At 59.8% G+C, this 16081-nt stretch carries 14 protein-coding genes; 10 read left to right on the top strand and 4 right to left on the bottom strand.

Annotated features, from left to right (window positions below; all coding sequences use genetic code 11):
• Nucleotides 1–855: 855 nt before the first annotated feature.
• The 6 genes from ACN0Q0_RS16145 to ACN0Q0_RS16120 all read left to right on the top strand — a co-directional run bounded on the left by ACN0Q0_RS16145 (nucleotide 856) and on the right by ACN0Q0_RS16120 (nucleotide 7250).
• The gene (locus ACN0Q0_RS16145) at nucleotides 856–1119 is read left to right on the top strand and encodes a helix-turn-helix domain-containing protein (protein WP_343504776.1); all 264 of its coding nucleotides are present in this window, start codon (nucleotides 856–858) and stop codon (nucleotides 1117–1119) included.
• Nucleotides 1120–1125: 6 nt separating this feature from the next.
• The gene (locus ACN0Q0_RS16140; RefSeq protein WP_343504775.1) at nucleotides 1126–2373 is read left to right on the top strand and encodes a type II toxin-antitoxin system HipA family toxin; all 1248 of its coding nucleotides are present in this window, start codon (nucleotides 1126–1128) and stop codon (nucleotides 2371–2373) included.
• Between the two features lie 289 nt (nucleotides 2374–2662).
• The gene (locus ACN0Q0_RS16135) at nucleotides 2663–5098 is read left to right on the top strand and encodes a TOTE conflict system archaeo-eukaryotic primase domain-containing protein (protein ID WP_343504774.1); all 2436 of its coding nucleotides are present in this window, start codon (nucleotides 2663–2665) and stop codon (nucleotides 5096–5098) included.
• A 637-nt stretch (nucleotides 5099–5735) separates the two neighbouring features.
• Entirely contained in the window at nucleotides 5736–5948 is a 213-nt protein-coding gene (locus ACN0Q0_RS16130; protein ID WP_343504773.1) for a hypothetical protein, read from the top strand.
• A gap of 473 nt (nucleotides 5949–6421) precedes the next feature.
• The gene (locus ACN0Q0_RS16125; protein WP_343504772.1) at nucleotides 6422–6691 is read left to right on the top strand and encodes a hypothetical protein; all 270 of its coding nucleotides are present in this window, start codon (nucleotides 6422–6424) and stop codon (nucleotides 6689–6691) included.
• The gene (locus ACN0Q0_RS16120; RefSeq protein ID WP_343504771.1) at nucleotides 6684–7250 is read left to right on the top strand and encodes a hypothetical protein; all 567 of its coding nucleotides are present in this window, start codon (nucleotides 6684–6686) and stop codon (nucleotides 7248–7250) included. Before ACN0Q0_RS16125 ends, ACN0Q0_RS16120 begins: the two co-directional genes overlap by 8 nt.
• Before the next feature lie 146 nt (nucleotides 7251–7396).
• On the opposite strand, the gene ACN0Q0_RS16115 is transcribed toward ACN0Q0_RS16120, so the two are convergent.
• Complete coding sequence (locus ACN0Q0_RS16115) at nucleotides 7397–7690, bottom strand: hypothetical protein (protein WP_343504770.1); 294 nt, start codon at nucleotides 7688–7690, stop codon at nucleotides 7397–7399.
• A 689-nt stretch (nucleotides 7691–8379) separates the two neighbouring features.
• Nucleotides 8380–9399 (bottom strand): GSU2403 family nucleotidyltransferase fold protein, encoded by a 1020-nt coding sequence (locus ACN0Q0_RS16110; protein WP_417244329.1) that lies wholly within the window; start codon nucleotides 9397–9399, stop codon nucleotides 8380–8382.
• Nucleotides 9400–9806: 407 nt separating this feature from the next.
• Between ACN0Q0_RS16110 and ACN0Q0_RS16105 the strand changes: the two genes are divergently transcribed.
• Both ACN0Q0_RS16105 and ACN0Q0_RS16100 read left to right on the top strand, forming a co-directional pair.
• Nucleotides 9807–10139, top strand: coding sequence for a hypothetical protein (locus tag ACN0Q0_RS16105; protein WP_343504768.1), 333 nt, complete (start codon nucleotides 9807–9809; stop codon nucleotides 10137–10139).
• A 543-nt stretch (nucleotides 10140–10682) separates the two neighbouring features.
• On the top strand, nucleotides 10683–11018 hold the full coding sequence (locus tag ACN0Q0_RS16100) for a YegP family protein (protein WP_343504767.1): 336 nt from the start codon (nucleotides 10683–10685) through the stop codon (nucleotides 11016–11018).
• A gap of 477 nt (nucleotides 11019–11495) precedes the next feature.
• Here the strand turns inward: ACN0Q0_RS16100 and ACN0Q0_RS16095 are convergent, their stop codons facing one another.
• Together ACN0Q0_RS16095 and ACN0Q0_RS16090 are read right to left on the bottom strand one after the other, a co-directional pair.
• Entirely contained in the window at nucleotides 11496–12896 is a 1401-nt protein-coding gene (locus tag ACN0Q0_RS16095) for a DEAD/DEAH box helicase (RefSeq protein WP_417244330.1), read from the bottom strand.
• 402 nt (nucleotides 12897–13298) lie between these two features.
• Nucleotides 13299–13751 (bottom strand): hypothetical protein, encoded by a 453-nt coding sequence (locus ACN0Q0_RS16090; RefSeq protein WP_343504765.1) that lies wholly within the window; start codon nucleotides 13749–13751, stop codon nucleotides 13299–13301.
• 387 nt (nucleotides 13752–14138) lie between these two features.
• Between ACN0Q0_RS16090 and ACN0Q0_RS16085 the strand changes: the two genes are divergently transcribed.
• Entirely contained in the window at nucleotides 14139–14333 is a 195-nt protein-coding gene (locus ACN0Q0_RS16085) for a hypothetical protein (protein ID WP_343504764.1), read from the top strand.
• A gap of 91 nt (nucleotides 14334–14424) precedes the next feature.
• The gene (locus ACN0Q0_RS16080) at nucleotides 14425–15468 is read left to right on the top strand and encodes a PAS domain S-box protein (protein WP_343504763.1); all 1044 of its coding nucleotides are present in this window, start codon (nucleotides 14425–14427) and stop codon (nucleotides 15466–15468) included.
• The last annotated feature ends 613 nt before the right edge of the window (nucleotides 15469–16081 follow it).

Below are 16081 nucleotides of genomic sequence, written 5' to 3'. Positions count from 1 at the left end.
GCGATGGTTCCATCCGCAAGCCGTCCGATCGCGATGTGACGGTTTTCCTTCGCCGGAACGACCAACGAGGACAGAAAGAACGCCTCGTCCAAGTCGGAAAAATCGAGCCCATGCTTGGCCAGATTGACCAACCTCTTTGGCTCTTCCCAGACGATCATCATGTCCGCATCCTATGTCCTCAATGTAGTTTATGTATCTACAAAAACCAAGGCATGCCACCGAATAAATCGAGAGACCATGAGCGGACGTCGGGTTGGAGCCTCGTCGCCATGCCTCCCGGACCAGGTAACCCAACCAGCCAAGCGCCGGCCGCGCCACCTTTTCAACCCTGCGACGCGTCGAAACCGCGCCACCATGTATTGCACCCCTGGCGTTGCGACGCCGACAGATAAGGACCCGCTTTGAGCCGGAAGAGATAGTCGTACCGCCCCTACCCACCGCCGCCAGTTCGATTGCCTCGGAGTAGCCGTCGGCTCACTCACCCTGTGTTTTCATGATCGAATTGCAAGTCACCGATCGCGCCCAAGCGAATGGACAAGTGGGCTTCTTACCCCAAGATCGACTCGGGCCCTGGCATGCCCTCTTTCATGATAGTGCCACATACTGGAGCGCGCACGGTCCGGAAGGTGACGAGAAACATGCGGCTGCTATAAGCGGGCCGATCACTGATTCTCTCCGGTTCACGAACCGCTAGACCTAGTTGTTTGGCTCAGATGGGATCGATCGATCACAAATCCATTCTGTTCGCTAATAAGATACCGACTTGTATCTTTCTTTTGACCCTCGTACAAATGCTACAGTATGGTACCTTTCTGGGATTAACCTCGAAAAGATACCGCACGGGAACATACGCACATGGACCTGAAATCGGCAGAGCAGCGCCTCGCGCGCCAGTTCGGTGCCAGCTTGCGGAAACGCCGCAAGTTGCTCGGTTACACGCAAGACGATCTGGCGGCAATGATCGGGGCCAATCGACGCTTCATCAGCGAACTCGAACGCGGCAAAGGCACCAGCTACCTGGGGTTGTCGCTAGCCGCAGCCGAAGCCCTCGGGGTAAATTGCTCGGCTCTGTTCGAAGATCGCCAGAACACCTCCGTGTCGCCCTTGCCGAGGCCTTGACGAGCTATGGACATCTTTTTTGAAAGGCACTTGGTCGGCTCGATCGATGCGGTAGCAACCCCCTCACCTTTCTATCGGTACGCCCCGGAATGGCTGACGCTGCCTGGCGCCTTCCCAATATCAACGACACTCCCGCTGTCAGACAAAAGCTTCGGTTGGGATGTCGTAGCGCCGTGGTTGATCAATCTCCTGCCGGAAGACGCCGGCGCCCTGCGGATGATGGCGCGCATCCTCGACGTGTCGCACACGGATGTCCTTGCCCTGCTCGAAAGAGTCGGTCGCGACACGTCGGGCGCGCTATCCTTCTCGCAGCGCGGAACCACCGCAAATTCAGTTGTGCCAATTGAGTCCGACGCAGACCTCGAACAGGTGCTGAACGAGTTACCGGCGAAGCCGTTTCTTGCCGGCGACGAAGGTGTCTCGATGTCCTTGGCAGGGGTTCAGTCAAAACTATCCGTCCGGCAGCTCGATGACGGACGGATCGGCATTCCGATCGACGGCGCGCCCTCAAGCCATATCTTGAAGCCGGACAGTCCTGGCCGTCTCTGGGGGAGTGTGCACAATGAGGCCTTCTGCCTGACGCTTGCGCACCGACTCGGTCTACCCGCGGCCTCCGTCACCACAGGACGGGCAGGTAAGCGCGACTATCTTCTGGTGGATAGATACGACCGGGTGCAGGAAGGGGACCTACTGCGCCGACTTCACCAGGAGGACTTTTGCCAAGCCCTCGGGATGCCGCCCGGTGCCAAGTATCAACATTCACAGTTTCGCGGAGAAAAAGGCAGTTTCGCTCGCATGATGGATAGATTGCGCGAAGCGGGCGCCGGCCCGGACGTCATGCAAATGTGGGACATGCTGGTGTTCAATGTCCTATCCTGCAACACCGACGCCCACCTCAAGAACCACTCGCTGTTCCTGTCGGCAAACGGCGTCCGCCTTGCACCCCTTTACGATGTGATGTGCGCGAGCGTGTGGCCGAATATCACCCGCAACCTGGCGTTGGACGTCGGGGGCAAGCGGGTGGGCGACTACATCGAAGGACGCCATTGGATACGCGAGGCCGAGGCTTGCGGTCTCGCGCCGCGCAGGGCCCTTGCTCGCGTCGAGCAACTGGCACAACACGTGCGAGACGAGCTCGCCGCTACCGCCGAAGAGGTTGCGGCCATGCCAGCGGGTCCCCATGGAATTGTCGAGCAGGTCAGCCAGGAAATCGACCGCAGATGCCGAACGATCTTGAACAACCTGGACAAGTGATCATCGAGCATCGCGCCGGAGCAATGGAAACGTGCCTCTGCACCCCGCACCCAGCAAGAACGTTTCGCAACACATTCGTGCGTTTCGATCGTCGCACCGCTTCGCTCCACCACGTTCTGATCAGAGAGGCCCCCCGCACCAGCAACTGCCTCGACATGATCACGCCCATCCTACATGATTTCACTTCGAACTCTCCGCGCCGCGGTCGCGCCTGCGATGGGGCTGGCCTAGCCTCTCCCCTCGGGGACCTGCGCTCGGCAAAACCGAAAAGGCTAGGTGGGCACCACAGGTGGCTGAGAAGAGCGACATTGAGGCGGAGCTGGCCCGAGTTCGCGTCCGTCTGGTCGAGCTCGATGCCGAACGTGCGCAGCTTCAGCGTGAAGTGGCGGCGCTTGAGAAACACCTCGCTGCTGAACCTGCGGTGCAACGCCCCTCAGTTGAAAGATCCAGCGTCACCAATGCTTCGCCGCCTCATGCAAAGATAGACCTTTTCAGGCGCCTGTTCGCCGGGCGACCCGATGTCTTTCCTGTGCGGTGGGAAAACAAAAAGACCGGTCGCTCGGGATATTCGCCGGCCTGTAGCAATGAATGGGTAAACGGCATTTGTGGAAAGCCGAGGGTCAAGTGCAGCGAATGCCCTAATCAGAAGTTCATCGCGCCGGAAAAAGGAGTGATCGAACGGCACCTGCGCGGCCAAGATGGACGGGGGGCGAATTTTGTGGCTGGGGTCTATCCTCTGCTGTCCGACGATACATGTTGGTTCCTGGCGGCGGATTTTGACAAGGCATCTTGGGCGGAAGATGCCGTTGCCATGTTGGATACCTGCCGGGTGAAGGGAATACCCGCGGCGCTCGAGCGATCGAGGTCGGGAAACGGGGGACACATTTGGATTTTCTTCTCCGAACCGGTCTCTGCACGTTTGGCCCGCCAACTTGGTTCTATTCTGATCACGGAAACCATGGATCAACGGCCGGAGATCGGCTTTGCTTCCTATGACCGACTGTTCCCGAACCAGGACACGATGCCACTTGGAGGTTTTGGCAACTTGATTGCTCTGCCGCTGCAAAACGGAGCGCGCATGCTGGGCAACAGTGTCTTTGTAGACAGGAACATGTTGCCCTATGACGATCAATGGGCCTTCTTGTCCTCATTGCAGAGGATGACGGCCGCCGAGGTGACCGGGCTGGTCGACGCGGCAGAGCGTTCCGGGCGAGTGCTAGGCGTGCGCATGCCGGTGGAGGATGAACAGGCGGACGAGCCCTGGAAGATGTCTCCGTCACGCCGCAGCTCACTCCGACGTATGGATCCGCCCATCCTGCAAACGATCAAGGTGACGGTCGCTGACCAAATCTATGTCGCCCGTTCAGGAATGCCGTCAGCCCTAGCCACCAAACTGGTAAGACTGGCCGCCTTCCAGAACCCCGAGTTCTACCGCGCGCAGGCGATGCGTCTGCCGACATTCGGCAAGCCTCGTATTGTGTCTTGCGCCGAGTTGCACCCCCGACACGTCGCCCTGCCGCGCGGCTGCCTGGATGAGGTGGTCGACCTCCTGACTGATTACAGAGCGACATTCGCGCTGGACGATTTGCGGGAGGGAGGAGTTCCCTTGCCTGGCGCAATGCTGTTCCGCGGCGAGCTGCGCCAGTCACAGTCGCAAGCCTTCGATGCCATGATCGCGCATGATACGGGCGTACTTGCCGCGACCACCGCATTCGGCAAGACGGTCGTCGGCGCGGCTCTGATCTCGCACCGCGCCCGAAATACGTTGGTCCTGGTCCATCGGCGTGAATTGCTGCGTCAATGGGTCGAACGGCTTGGGTCATTTCTGCAAATCGACCCCAAGCGGATCGGCACCGTCGGCGCAGGAAAGCGCAAACCCACCGGTGTGATTGACGTAGCACTGATCCAAAGTCTGGTCCGCAAAGGCGAAGTTGACGACATGGTTGCCGACTACGGTCATCTCGTCGTCGATGAATGCCATCACCTATCAGCCACAAGTTTCGAACTTGTCGCCCGACGAGCCAAGGCGCGATATGTTACCGGATTGTCAGCGACCGTTGCTCGGAAGGACGGGCATCATCCAATCATCTTCATGCAATGTGGGCCCGTTCGCCATCAGGTGAGCGCCAGGTCGCTTGCAGCCGAAAGTGGCCTTCGGCATCGTGCTCGCGAGCGGCACACAAAATTCCGCCTGCCGGAGGCCCTCGCAATGATCGAACGCACATCAATGCCCGCCATATATGCCGCCCTCGCCGAAGATCGAGCCAGAAACGATATGATCTTTGACGACGTGCTGAAGTCTTTGGAGGCCAAGCGCTCGCCAATCGTGCTGACCGAGCGCAAGGATCATCTCGAGTATCTCGAAAATCGATTTGCCAAGTTTGCCAAGAATATCGTGGTTCTCCGTGGCGGTATGTCCGCGAGAGATAGAAAGGCTTCGCAAACCGCACTGAATGTCCCTGACAATGAAGAACGGCTGATCCTCGCGACAGGGCGTTATGTAGGCGAAGGCTTCGATGACGCGCGGCTCGATACACTGTTCCTGACAATGCCAATCGCCTGGAAAGGCACCCTCGCTCAATATGTCGGCAGGCTGCACCGGCGTCACGACGACAAGAGGGACGTGCTGGTTGTCGACTATGTCGACAGTTCGGTCCCGGTCCTGACCAGGATGGCCGCAAAACGAAGAGCAGGCTATCGAGCGCTCGGCTATGTCATGGAATAGTTCGCCGCAAGCCGCCCTCACTGCAGCCTGCTTGTGCGCGCTGGACGTCAAAGCCCCGATGGACGCGATGCGCACGTTGAATTTATCCTGGTAGGAGTACCCTCACCTACAGCTTGGGGCCAATTAACGCCGCGCCTGGCATGCAACCCGCGACGTCGATGTGTCGGCCATCCCGACACTGAGCGCCGCGCCCGACAACTCGGCCACGACCTAGGTCCCATAGCGACGGAGCGAGTTGGCTGCTGGCTCGGCGGTTTCTCCCGCGGCACCGGGCTCAACAGAGTTTCGAAGAAGTCCGCGACTGCGCGCACAGCATCAATGTCGTGATGCAGCCTGGTCGCGAGGATGGGCGAAGGGGGATTGCGGCGAGCTTTCTGTCACAGACGCGCGCATCGTTCGTGACAGTAAGAGCTTGGGAAAGAGGTCTACACGGCCCCTCGACACGCTCCGCGCGAGGCTGTCGCATGAGCAGACTGTATTGTGCAGGCATGCACGTTTTGCGTGCATCTACGCGGATGGCGACCTGCATGACGTAGGGTCGAGACCGGTCCCCGGCAGATGTTTCTGGTTGCCGCTTTTAGGCTCGTATTTGCTGGATAGAATATTTCGTCGAACAAAGCATAAGTAGAAGTATAGTATGGTGAAAATCGTCTTCTTCGGTGGGTTCCTTCTAGTAGGCGTCGGTATCGCGATGCTCGCGACCGACCATCTGGCCTTCGGTGCCGAAATCACCGGAACCTTCGTTTCCTCCAGAACCATCCTCTTCCCCCTTGGTATCGCGGTGGTGCTCATTGGTGGCATTGCAGTGCTGGCTGGCTCGATCTTGGGGATGGTCCGGAACGAGAAGTAAATTTCGCCTTTGCCGTGGAAGCCATCCGTTTACCGCGGTCGAGGCCGCAAGGGACGCGGTTGTGTACCTCCTGAGGAGCAACCTCGCCCCCCTTTTGCGCATTCAGCGTCACGTTCGCGGCGCGCAAGGCTAAAGGCCTTGAGGGCAGTGCAGGAGCCATGGCGCATCAGCTGAACAAAATCGCCCCTAGTGATGCATTAAAAGACATCAGAAACTGATCTGATGTCGAATGGAACATCACCCTTGAGGCTGGACAGAATAGCGTCGAGGCCGCGAGCAATAGAAGCGGACAGCATCTGGCGGCCTTGATCTGGGGCTACGCTTCTGTATCCAGATCTCCTGGATCGTGAACCTCGCTGGGGCGCGTCCGAAGGCTCCGCTGGCGGATAGAAGGCTGGCAATGAGGTGCAGATATGGCGTTCGCTCGCCGCTTATCTTGTCGCTTGACAATTTAGTTGGAGAAAGTATCTTCAGTGCCGAGGAAGAAGCACACGTCGAAAGAAATCGAGGCCGTCATCCAAGAGCTCAAAGCGCTCGGGTGGGACCTCATCGAAGGCAAGGGTCACGCGTGGGGGATCCTCCGGTGCCCTGCCAATGACAAGGAATGCCGCTGCGGCGAGTTTTGCCAGATGTCGGTCTGGTCGACACCCAAGAACCCGCAGCAGTTCGCGAAGAAGATCCGGCAGAAGGCTCTGGCCTGCGTGAGGCTTGAGAAAAACGACGAAGGAAAGTCCGATGGCTGAAGAATTCGAATTCGAACTGGTCTTCGCGCTCCCGGAAGGGGAGCACGATGCATTTGCGCTGTCCGACGCCGTCTTCGAAGCGGGCTTTGAGGATGCTCTCGTGGGCACCGGTCATGCCGGTCTGCTGGGTGTAGAACTGGAAGCCGAAGGGGACGATGCAGAGAGCGTGATCCTTGAGACCGCGCGGGCGCTGATCACGGCGCTGCCGGCGGGCACGGTCCTGCGCGAGGTCCGCCCTGACCTGGTGAGTCTCGCAGATGTTGCCGAAAAGCTCGAAGTGAAGCGTCAGGCCCTTCAGCAGCGCAAGATGCCCCTCCCCGTCGCGGGCGGCCTCTATCGTATCGATGAGATGATCGAGGTGGTAATGGAGGCCGCCGTACCGAAAGAGGGCCAGCGCCGTCCTCGTTTTAACTTCGCTTCCGCTTCGAAGTGGTTTCGCGCGGGCCCCGCTGCTCGACGCGTGAACGCTCAACTGACCATGCGTGAGATCGACCCCGCCACGATGGAGCGAACGCCCCGTTCCGATCACGAAGTGACGAACTCTGCACCAACTCGGTGAGATGCCGCGCCCTCGTTCTTTTGCCAGAACAGGTGCGTCATTGAGGAATTTCCCTGGCGGCTCTCACCACCAGGGAAGAAGCTGCTCAAATAGAAGACGGCTACACCACTCACGGAAGAAGCCAACAGGACCGTAGCAAATCTCAATCAAGGCGACAAGAAGTTCTCAACTTGATAAGTTTGACGCAGCATTCTTCTAATAATTTGATCTAGCTGCCACAATTTGAACCCAAACCGCGTTCCGCAAAGGACCAGAAGCTTCGCGCGATACTCGAATTGCGAGATATGCTGCGTGTTCTTGAGATCGACGTGGGCATTGACGAGCTGAGCAGGACTGAACGGGATGTCTTGCTCGCCGCCCACGCCCTGTGCCAGCGCACCGGCAACACGGTGAAATCCGAAAGCCTCCGCCGGCATCCATTGGTTCGCGCGATCCCTCAAGCGACGCTCTACCGGGCCATCCAGACCCTTCTGACTCTTGGACTCCTAGAAAGAGCGCCGAACACGAAGGCAAAATCGTACGTTCTTCGCAGCGATCTTCTGTCGAGGCGCCCGCCGCCGGGATGAACTTTCTTCGTTCGCCTCGCGACGCAAAGCACGCAAGCGCTGCATGAACGAATTTAACGATGCCGCGGCCCGCCCGAGGGTGTGTCTGCCCCGCGCCGCGAGCTCTGGACCGAAGTTTCGTTCCGTACCCGGTCCGCACCAACGATCATTCTAGCGCTTTCAGAGCAGGGGCGAGGCGCCACTGCCGTAGCACGCGCCATCGCAGAGTGGCAGCTTTTCGCCTCGCATTTCCAGAACCTTCCCGGAATGGTCGTCCTAACAGCGCCGCGCTCCTATCTTGTATCTTGAATGCTGCATATCCACTCACGGAGCATTCAGCGCGGGGCGCACTTCCCTGTTTCTGGAGGCGCGCCCCGCGCCCAATGGTCGGGCCCACGATGTCGGTGCGACGCGCTTTCACCCCCTCAGAAAAATCTACATGGCCGATGGCGCCGCATGCCATATACCAATATACTAAGGAGTTTTGCGGTCTGTGGCCACCTCTGGACAGCCCCTCGAGATGACCGGGCAAAGTCCCTCGTCACGCAGACCTCCTGATCCGCGGGGCGACCATACTCACCAGTTCACACGAGCCCGTGCAAAAGGTCTTTTGTGCCCGACATGCGTCCAAGGCTCGAGGCGATCCGCTCCCGCCATTGGGGGCCTTGCGACAGTGCGTGATCGTAAGCTTCAGCGAGATCGTCAGGCCGATCTTCCGCGAGAATGCGGATAAGGAACTCAGCTTGGGCTCGGTCCTTCCGCGCCTTCGCCTCGTCCGGCCCGCCGTGCCGCCTGCTGGCCACGATCAGCTTGTGGATTGCAAATCGCTCGGGGCGCGGGATCTGCACAAGGACTCCGGAACGGTAGAGTGCCAGGGCGTGAATTGGCTCCGCGATCAGGAAATTGAGGTAGTTCAACGCTTGTGCGCTGACCCCCAATGCCGGAAGCGGCTTGATGCCCTCGTCGCCGAAAGCCGGTGTCAGGAACTCGACCATGGCTTCGCCGCCGCTTTGACGCCACTTCCAGATCTGCCGATCATAAACCCCAGGGACAGCTTCGAATTTCATCGACCGCAGAATGTCCCCCGGCTCTTCCTCCACTCGGTCGCCCAGTGCCACTGAGAGCCGCTCGAAGCTCGCGAAATCGATGTCCCCTGTCTGGGCAAGTTCGTCAGAGTCAAAGCGAACGCCAAGTTCCCCCTGATAAAGCCCATAGGCTCCGGTCCCGATCAACGTACCGCCAAGCCGGAAGACGCCCGCGCGCGCGAACGCCAGGAGCAATGAGCCTGTCTCCCGATCGGTTCCGATCATGCCTTCGGCCCTTAGAACGCGCGCCAGACGCGACATGCGTTTTTTTCGCTCTTGCGCCTCTGCTTTCAAGTCGGCAGCGCGTGCCAGGCGATCGCGCAACTCTGGACTATCCTCGCCGAGATAGCGGCTCTTCATCTCGGTCCCGATCCGGAACCGGTCATAGAGGTAGGTCCGCCCGTTGCGGCGACGCTCCTCGATACTGCCGATGATCTCCGACGCCGCCGCGTCGAGATGCATGCGCAGCAAGTCCTGATACGCCACCTGGGCGGCTCGAGAGTGCGATATCGGATCCATCTTGTACCTGTGTTTCGCTCGTGTGCATCAAATATGGAATTGATACATACAACTGACGACCTGCAGCAAAGTATTTTTTGATGCACACAACGCAGACCCCTGGATTGTGGCCACGCACCTCAGAGCTGACCTGCGCCCGACAGCTAGGGTCTGACGGCCTGATATTGACCCGATGCCTGACGTCGTCGCCCAGGCCATCGACAAACATCTGACGACTTAGCCGATTATTGCCGACGCGATCACCTGAATGGGACGTGCACAACAAAGACCGTTTTTCCTGCAGCGGATCAAAACTTCGGCATATCTCGGTGTAATCGCAGTGTTCAGACACCATATATATGACGCAACTTGGAGCTGGGGTCGTTGCCCTTGAGTTCTCCGACCCCGGGAATGGGAAGGAGAAGATCATGTGGAAACGTTTGATAAGTCTCAGCCTGACGTTTGGACTGGCTGCGGCCGGACCGCCGGCATCGGCCCAGATGGTCTGCGGGCTCCACGAGAGCATCACCGAAACGCTCGAGAGCACCTACGACGAAGCGCTTGTCGGGCGTGGACTTCAATCTGCAACGCGCATGCTGGAAGTCTGGCGCGCAGCTGAGGAGGGCAACTGGACGATCCTTGCCGTCCATCCCGATGGGCTCGCCTGCATCGTGGCCAGCGGCGAAGCCTGGATCGACGTTCCGCCACGGCCGGCTGGGGTGGCAGAGAGCGCCTACCCGGCAGTTGAGAGCGAGGAGTAACGCCAAACCTCATCGAGCGGATGCGGAAGGTGCTTGCAGGCAGCGATGGGCCCTGTCACCGGGTTCAGCCTTCATCGGCTGAGAAGCGAAGCTCGAGGGCTGGGGCTTCCGGCCTCGACTTCGCGGACCCGATGACAAAATTCATGCCGTCCTCGCGGCAGGTACATTTTTTCAGGGCCAAAGATCGTCTTTCAGGCCCGGTGGTGGGCCGTGAGGACAGAAGGATCGGCCGCTCGGGGAAAAGGCTACCTAGACCTCCGCGCTTTCCTCCTGCGGCACATCCCCATCGGCCTCCTCAAACTTCGCCAAATCCGTCGCCCCCGTCCGCTTCGGCCGCCGCCGGGACGTGGCCGCGAAGGGCGCCGCGCCCACCCTTCTTGGAGCCCTCGAGACCGCCCCCAGGACGGCCTTGCCGATGGTCTCAGCCTCAAACGTCGCCAGCGATTAAACGCCCACGCCTGCAGTTTTACCAATGACTTGCCAACCGGACAGCACTGGCTGCACGATGGGTGCACCGAAAGATGTAACGAGGAATTTGGAGAAATGGCTGGAACGTTCGAGCTTTACAAGGACAAGGCCGGTGAATTCCGGTTCCGCTTGAAAGCGGGCAACGGGGAAATCATCCTCGTCAGCGAGGGATACAAGCAAAAGGCCAGTGCGGAGAATGGCATCGGGTCGGTTCGTCGAAACGCGCCGCTCGATGAGCGCTACGAGCGCAAGGCCACGTCGTCCGGCAAGCCCATGTTCAATCTCAAGGCCAGCAATGGCCAAGTCATCGGCACCAGCGAAGCCTACAGCAGTGAGCCAGCGCGCGAAGCGGGCATCGCTTCGGTGAAGATAAACGTCGAGGGCGCGAGGCTCGTGGACCAAGTCGTCTGACTTTCAGGGCGCCTCCTGGGAGGCGCCCGACATCGAACGGAGTTTCGCTTAGCCCGTTCCTCGTCCGGTAACTACGAACTGAGGCGAAACGACCAAGTAAGACCCTTCGGCTAGCTTGGTTCTCCGCCCGGCCATCCTGCCAAACAAAAGTCGCGCAGCGCCCGGCCAATACTGCGCGGAGCAGCGACGAAGGCCGGAGCCGCCGATTGACGTGCTGTGCGCCCTACCCTGTCCCAGATTCGCTCAAGCGCCATTTCGTTAGTCTGTGCCCCGGGGGCTTATCGCGAAATTCAGGATCGTGGTCCGCTCTGAAACATGCGATCGATGCTGTACTCCTGCAAGGCGAGTCCGAGCCAAACTCGCCCCGTCTCAGCCGCTCATTCGTTGCTAGTGCATCCGGCTGGCGTCAGCCCACTGCCGCCGGAGGTAAGCTGGAGGTGATGCTCTCTCTGCAGTAGCAGTTGGCCGCCGCCTTTGTCATGTCGCCAATGGTGCAAACAGATCCTGCAATGTGGCTTCGTCTAGCAGGGCTTCCGCGGCGTTGGCCTTATCATCGAACAGCGCGTCGGCCAGCGCCTGTTTTCTGGCCTGCATGTCGAGGATCTTCTCTTCGACCGTCCCGGCAGCGACGAGGCGATGGACAAAGACAGGTTTTGTCTGGCCGATCCGGTGGGTGCGGTCCATGGCCTGGCGTTCCACCGCCGGGTTCCACCATGGATCGTAGAGGATCACCGTATCGGCCTCGGTCAGCGTCAGCCCGACGCCACCCGCCTTGAGACTGAGCAGGAAAACCGGCGCATCGCCGCGCGCAAAAGCCCCGAGCACTTCGGCCCGGTCTCGCGTCTGACCGGTCAGTGACAGAGTGGGAATTCCGGCTCCGGTCAGGTCGGCTTCGATCAGGCGCAACATCTCGACGAATTGCGAGAACACCAACACCCGCCGGCCCTCCGCCACCAGTTCGCTCACCAGAGCGTGCAGCCGCGCCCGTTTGGCGCTTTCAGTGACGGAGCGGGCGGCCGCAGTCTTAACCAGAGCGGGATCGCAACACACTTGCCGCAGCTTCAGCAGCGCATCCAGAACCGTAATCCGCGCGGCCGCCAGCCCGCGGCTGGCGATGGCTTCCCGCACCCGCACGTCCATGGCGCTACGCACCGTTTCATAGAGCGCCTGTTGCGGTTTGGGCAGATCGACACGCTCCAGGATCTCGGTCTTCGGCGGCAGTTCGGATGCGACCTCTTCCTTGGTGCGCCGCAAAAGAAACGGGCGCAGGCGGCGGTTCAGCCGGGCTTGCGCCTCGGCATCGCCGTGCTTTTCAATCGGCGTTCGGAACAGCGCCTGGAAGCGCGTCCGGTCTCCCAGGAGGCCGGGGTTCACCCAGTCGATCAGGGTCCAGAGATCCTGCAGCGAGTTCTCCAGCGGCGTGCCGGTCAGCGCCAGTCGTCCCTTGGCCGGGATCTCCCGCAGGGTCTTGGCCATCTGCGAGGCAGGGTTCTTCAGGGTCTGGGCTTCGTCCAGGATGACCAGCGGCCAATCCTGTCCGGCCAGCCAATCGCGGTCGCGCGCCAGAAGTGGATAAGTGGTCAGGACCAGATCGGCCCGAAGCGCCTCGTCGCGCGAGTCCGCGCGGGCCGGGCCATGAAGGACAACGAGGCGCAGGTCGGGCGTGAACTCTGCCGCCTGCGCTTGCCAGCCGTAGAGCAAGCTGGTGGGCACGATCAGCAGCGCCGGGCCCGCAACGCCGGCCTCGCGCCGCGCCTGCAGCAGAGCGAGTGTCTGCACCGTCTTGCCCAGCCCCATGTCATCCGCCAGGACGCCGCCGAACCCGGCCTCAAGCAGGCTGCCCATCCAGGCGGCGCCATAGGCCTGGTAGCTCCGCAGATGCGCCTTAAGCCCGTCCGGAGGCCGAAAGCCTTTCGTCTGCGCCAGCGTCAGGGGCTTGGTCCGTTGGCTGGATGGTCGTTTCTTGGGCCCAGGCCGAACCTGTCACGATGGGAAGAGCGATAGCAGTGATATAAAGATACTTTTTCATGGTTTTGGTCCTCCTGTCAGACCAACAAGGCTGTGCAGGAGATGGTTCGGCTAGCTTCTTGCTGTTTGTTCACATTAGCATCGAAGACGCTATTTCTTGCCGAACTGTCGGTCGCATAGCGGCAATCCGGCGCGCAACGCGGTGCACACACCAACGCGGTGGAACTGAGGGTATCGGTTGAGGGTTGAAACTCCTGGGGCCGCTCTATTCAGGCCCCGAATGGAGTAGGTAAGCGCGGGTTCGTCGCGATTTTACGGCATAGTGTACAGCCGTGGAAAATCGCGAGCGTTTGGCCAAGCGTGGTAAGGATCGTTTGACACGATCGGCGCCTCCAAATCGCCCGCAAGCTCGATCACCCATGCCGCGACTGTCTTGTTCGACGGGCAGAGATCGATGTTCACGTCACGGGCCAGAAGGCGGCGAAACGCACGCAGGTCCCCCTCCGCGCCAAACGGCGTCCGACAGACGTCAAGGGACAGAACGATATGCGGTGTGACCCGTCGTGCCTGCAGCAGATCGATCACGGCGCGCAACGCGTCCAGCTCGGGCACCCCACCTTCCCAGCGCATCACATCCATACCGTCGACGATAGCCAGATCCCGGCGCCAAGCCTGCAGCGTCGACTCAGGGTCACCGACGACCCGACCAACCGGAGAAGCGGCTTCCTCACCCTGATACCCAGTCACCTGCGCGGAGATCTGCACGGAGGCCTCGTCGGAGTGTATGTGAGAGGCCCGCAATTCAGCGGCGTTCGCATCCGCAACGCCGTCGGTCGCGACTAGCTCGGAAGTTTCCGACCCCGTGGATGCCGGAGATCTTCGCAACCAAGCAGGCGGCCTACGGAGAATATCGAAAAGAGTTCTGAAAGACATTTCTCGTGTAATCGGTGCGGTCCAGCGCAAAGGTGATAGAAAGATTGCCCGCCGCGGTCCCATTGAGGAATCGCTCAATTGCCGGGATGCCATCACGGTCACATCATCGCCGTGCCGAAGTCCAGCGTGATGATGAATGACGGTCGCGACGGTGAAATAATGGCTTTGCCTTGCAACCTGCAGGCTGCCAAAGACTGATCTGAGAAGGACCCGGGCGCCATGAATGATTTTGTCATTGTCCACGGCCCCAAAGGGCATGTCTGGCATGGTGCTCATGTCCTGATAGTGGACAGTGCGGATGACCATGTCGTCACGAGCCTCGGCACCTTCAGGCGCGACCGCTATGGCACACTGCGCCTCGAGACCGACGCCGCCTTCTACATCGAGGAGGACCCCGAAGCCGAACCTACTTGACCATGGAGTCCGTCAGTATCTTGGGAAGAGGCCAAGAGTTTCAACTTGGACCGAAACCCATCCTTATCCAAGATTGCGCCCGGAGTGAAATATGTCCACCGAAGAACAACTTGAGGGTGATTCCGCGATGATGAAGCCACAGAAGAGCGTCCAACCGCTCGAGGGTGCCCTCGAGAGCCATTTCGCCGCGATCGTCGAGGGATCCTACGATGCCATCGTCACCAAGCATCTCGATGGCCGCATCATGAGCTGGAATCCAAGCGCAGAGCGACTCTTTGGCTATACCGCGGATGAAGCAATCGGTCGGCCCATCACGATGATCATCCCGGAAGATCGCTTACACGAAGAGGTCGACATCATCCGGCGCCTGAAACTTGGTGAGCGGATTGAGCATTTCGAGACGGTCCGGCGCCGCAAGAACGGAAGCCTCGTCGACCTGTCTCTGACCATCTCTCCCGTCAAGGACGCGGCTGGAAGCATTGTCGCGGCCTCAAAGATTGCGCGAGACATCAGCCTGCGAAAGCAGGTTGAGGAGCAGCAACGGATCCTTCTTGCCGAGATGCGCCACCGGGTCGGCAACAGTTTCGCCATCGCCAGCGGCTTGATCAGTGTCTGCGCGCGCGGTGTCGAGACGGCACAGGAGCTCGCAACGGTGATGAAGGATCGGCTTGTGGCTCTCTACTCGGCACAATCCCTTGCCGTCAGCGATCCCCTCGTGCCGAGGCGCTCCGGCGTGCCTCTGAGCGAATTGGTGAGCGTGATCGTCAAACCCTTCCGAGCCGACCACCTCGTTCTGGAAGGAGCGGACATCCTTCTCTCGGACAGGGCCCTGACGCCCCTCGCATTCGTGTTCTACGAACTCTGCACGAACTCGGTGAAGTATGGCGCGCTTGGGCAAGAAGGCGGGTCGCTCACCGTCCGTTCCAGGGTCCATGGGGAACGTCTCGAGGTCAGCTGGCAGGAAAGTGGACGCTTCGAGTCGAGGCCTTGTCCCGGATCAGAAGACGGCTTCGGAACCCGCATGTGCGAACGCATGCTCTCGGCGCTCGGCGGGACTTTCCGGCGAGAGGTCGCGCCCGACACAGTAAGCGCCGAAATCACCATGGGTCTCAGCGCCGCGGTTCACTGCGAATAGCCTGGCATTAGGCGGCCCGCGCTTGTCCTAATTCAGATCAAGCGCGGCCGTGCAGCGCCTCCACTTCTTTACCCAAGTGCAAACATTTGATAGCTGCAAGCACAAAGGGAACGGCCCCGGAGCCCATGACGGCCCGTTCCAAAATCACAGCTATCCCTGCCCGATTTGCGGTGCCTGTCTGCCTCTTTAACATGCGGCCCTCGGAGTCCGACTTTCCTTCAGCGTCGCGATATGGATGGGATAAGCCATCCTTTCCATGTTTACCTATCCTCCTGATTGTCCATTTTCCCGAAGACTTCCAAAACACACAGCTCATTTTGTCCCTTTCATCGCCTTGATATCATCAAAAAGCCGCTGAGGCAGTAGGTCAGCATCAAGCGCAATCCAGATCTTGCGATCACAGTCACATTTTCGCGACTTGCAGTCAGACTTCATTCCGGCGACATAGGACCGATCCCAATTTGGAGAAACCAATGACCCAGCAACTCGATCTACAATCAATGTCAAAAGAAGATCTGGTGGCGCTGAGCAAGAAAGTCGACAAAGCGCTCGCCGACTATGATGCCCGCAAGAAAGCCGAGGCTCGAGCCGCCGCCGAGGCTCTTGCAAAGGA

This window comes from Celeribacter sp. (assembly GCF_048259695.1).
Lineage (GTDB): Bacteria > Pseudomonadota > Alphaproteobacteria > Rhodobacterales > Rhodobacteraceae > Celeribacter.
The sequence above is the reverse complement of the archived record's forward strand: the minus strand, read 5'-3'. Positions and strand labels throughout refer to the sequence as shown.

Excerpts from the sequence above, each read along its gene's own strand:
- ACN0Q0_RS16110 (WP_417244329.1), bottom strand. The coding sequence starts at position 9,399 with ATGGATCCGATATCGCACTCTCGAGCCGCCCAGGTGGCGTATCAGGAC.
- ACN0Q0_RS16140 (WP_343504775.1), top strand. The coding sequence starts at position 1,126 with ATGGACATCTTTTTTGAAAGGCACTTGGTCGGCTCGATCGATGCGGTA.
- ACN0Q0_RS16085 (WP_343504764.1), top strand. The coding sequence starts at position 14,139 with ATGAATGATTTTGTCATTGTCCACGGCCCCAAAGGGCATGTCTGGCAT.
- ACN0Q0_RS16145 (WP_343504776.1), top strand. The coding sequence starts at position 856 with ATGGACCTGAAATCGGCAGAGCAGCGCCTCGCGCGCCAGTTCGGTGCC.
- ACN0Q0_RS16080 (WP_343504763.1), top strand. The coding sequence starts at position 14,425 with ATGTCCACCGAAGAACAACTTGAGGGTGATTCCGCGATGATGAAGCCA.
- ACN0Q0_RS16105 (WP_343504768.1), top strand. The coding sequence starts at position 9,807 with ATGTGGAAACGTTTGATAAGTCTCAGCCTGACGTTTGGACTGGCTGCG.
- ACN0Q0_RS16130 (WP_343504773.1), top strand. The coding sequence starts at position 5,736 with ATGGTGAAAATCGTCTTCTTCGGTGGGTTCCTTCTAGTAGGCGTCGGT.
- ACN0Q0_RS16100 (WP_343504767.1), top strand. The coding sequence starts at position 10,683 with ATGGCTGGAACGTTCGAGCTTTACAAGGACAAGGCCGGTGAATTCCGG.
- ACN0Q0_RS16120 (WP_343504771.1), top strand. The coding sequence starts at position 6,684 with ATGGCTGAAGAATTCGAATTCGAACTGGTCTTCGCGCTCCCGGAAGGG.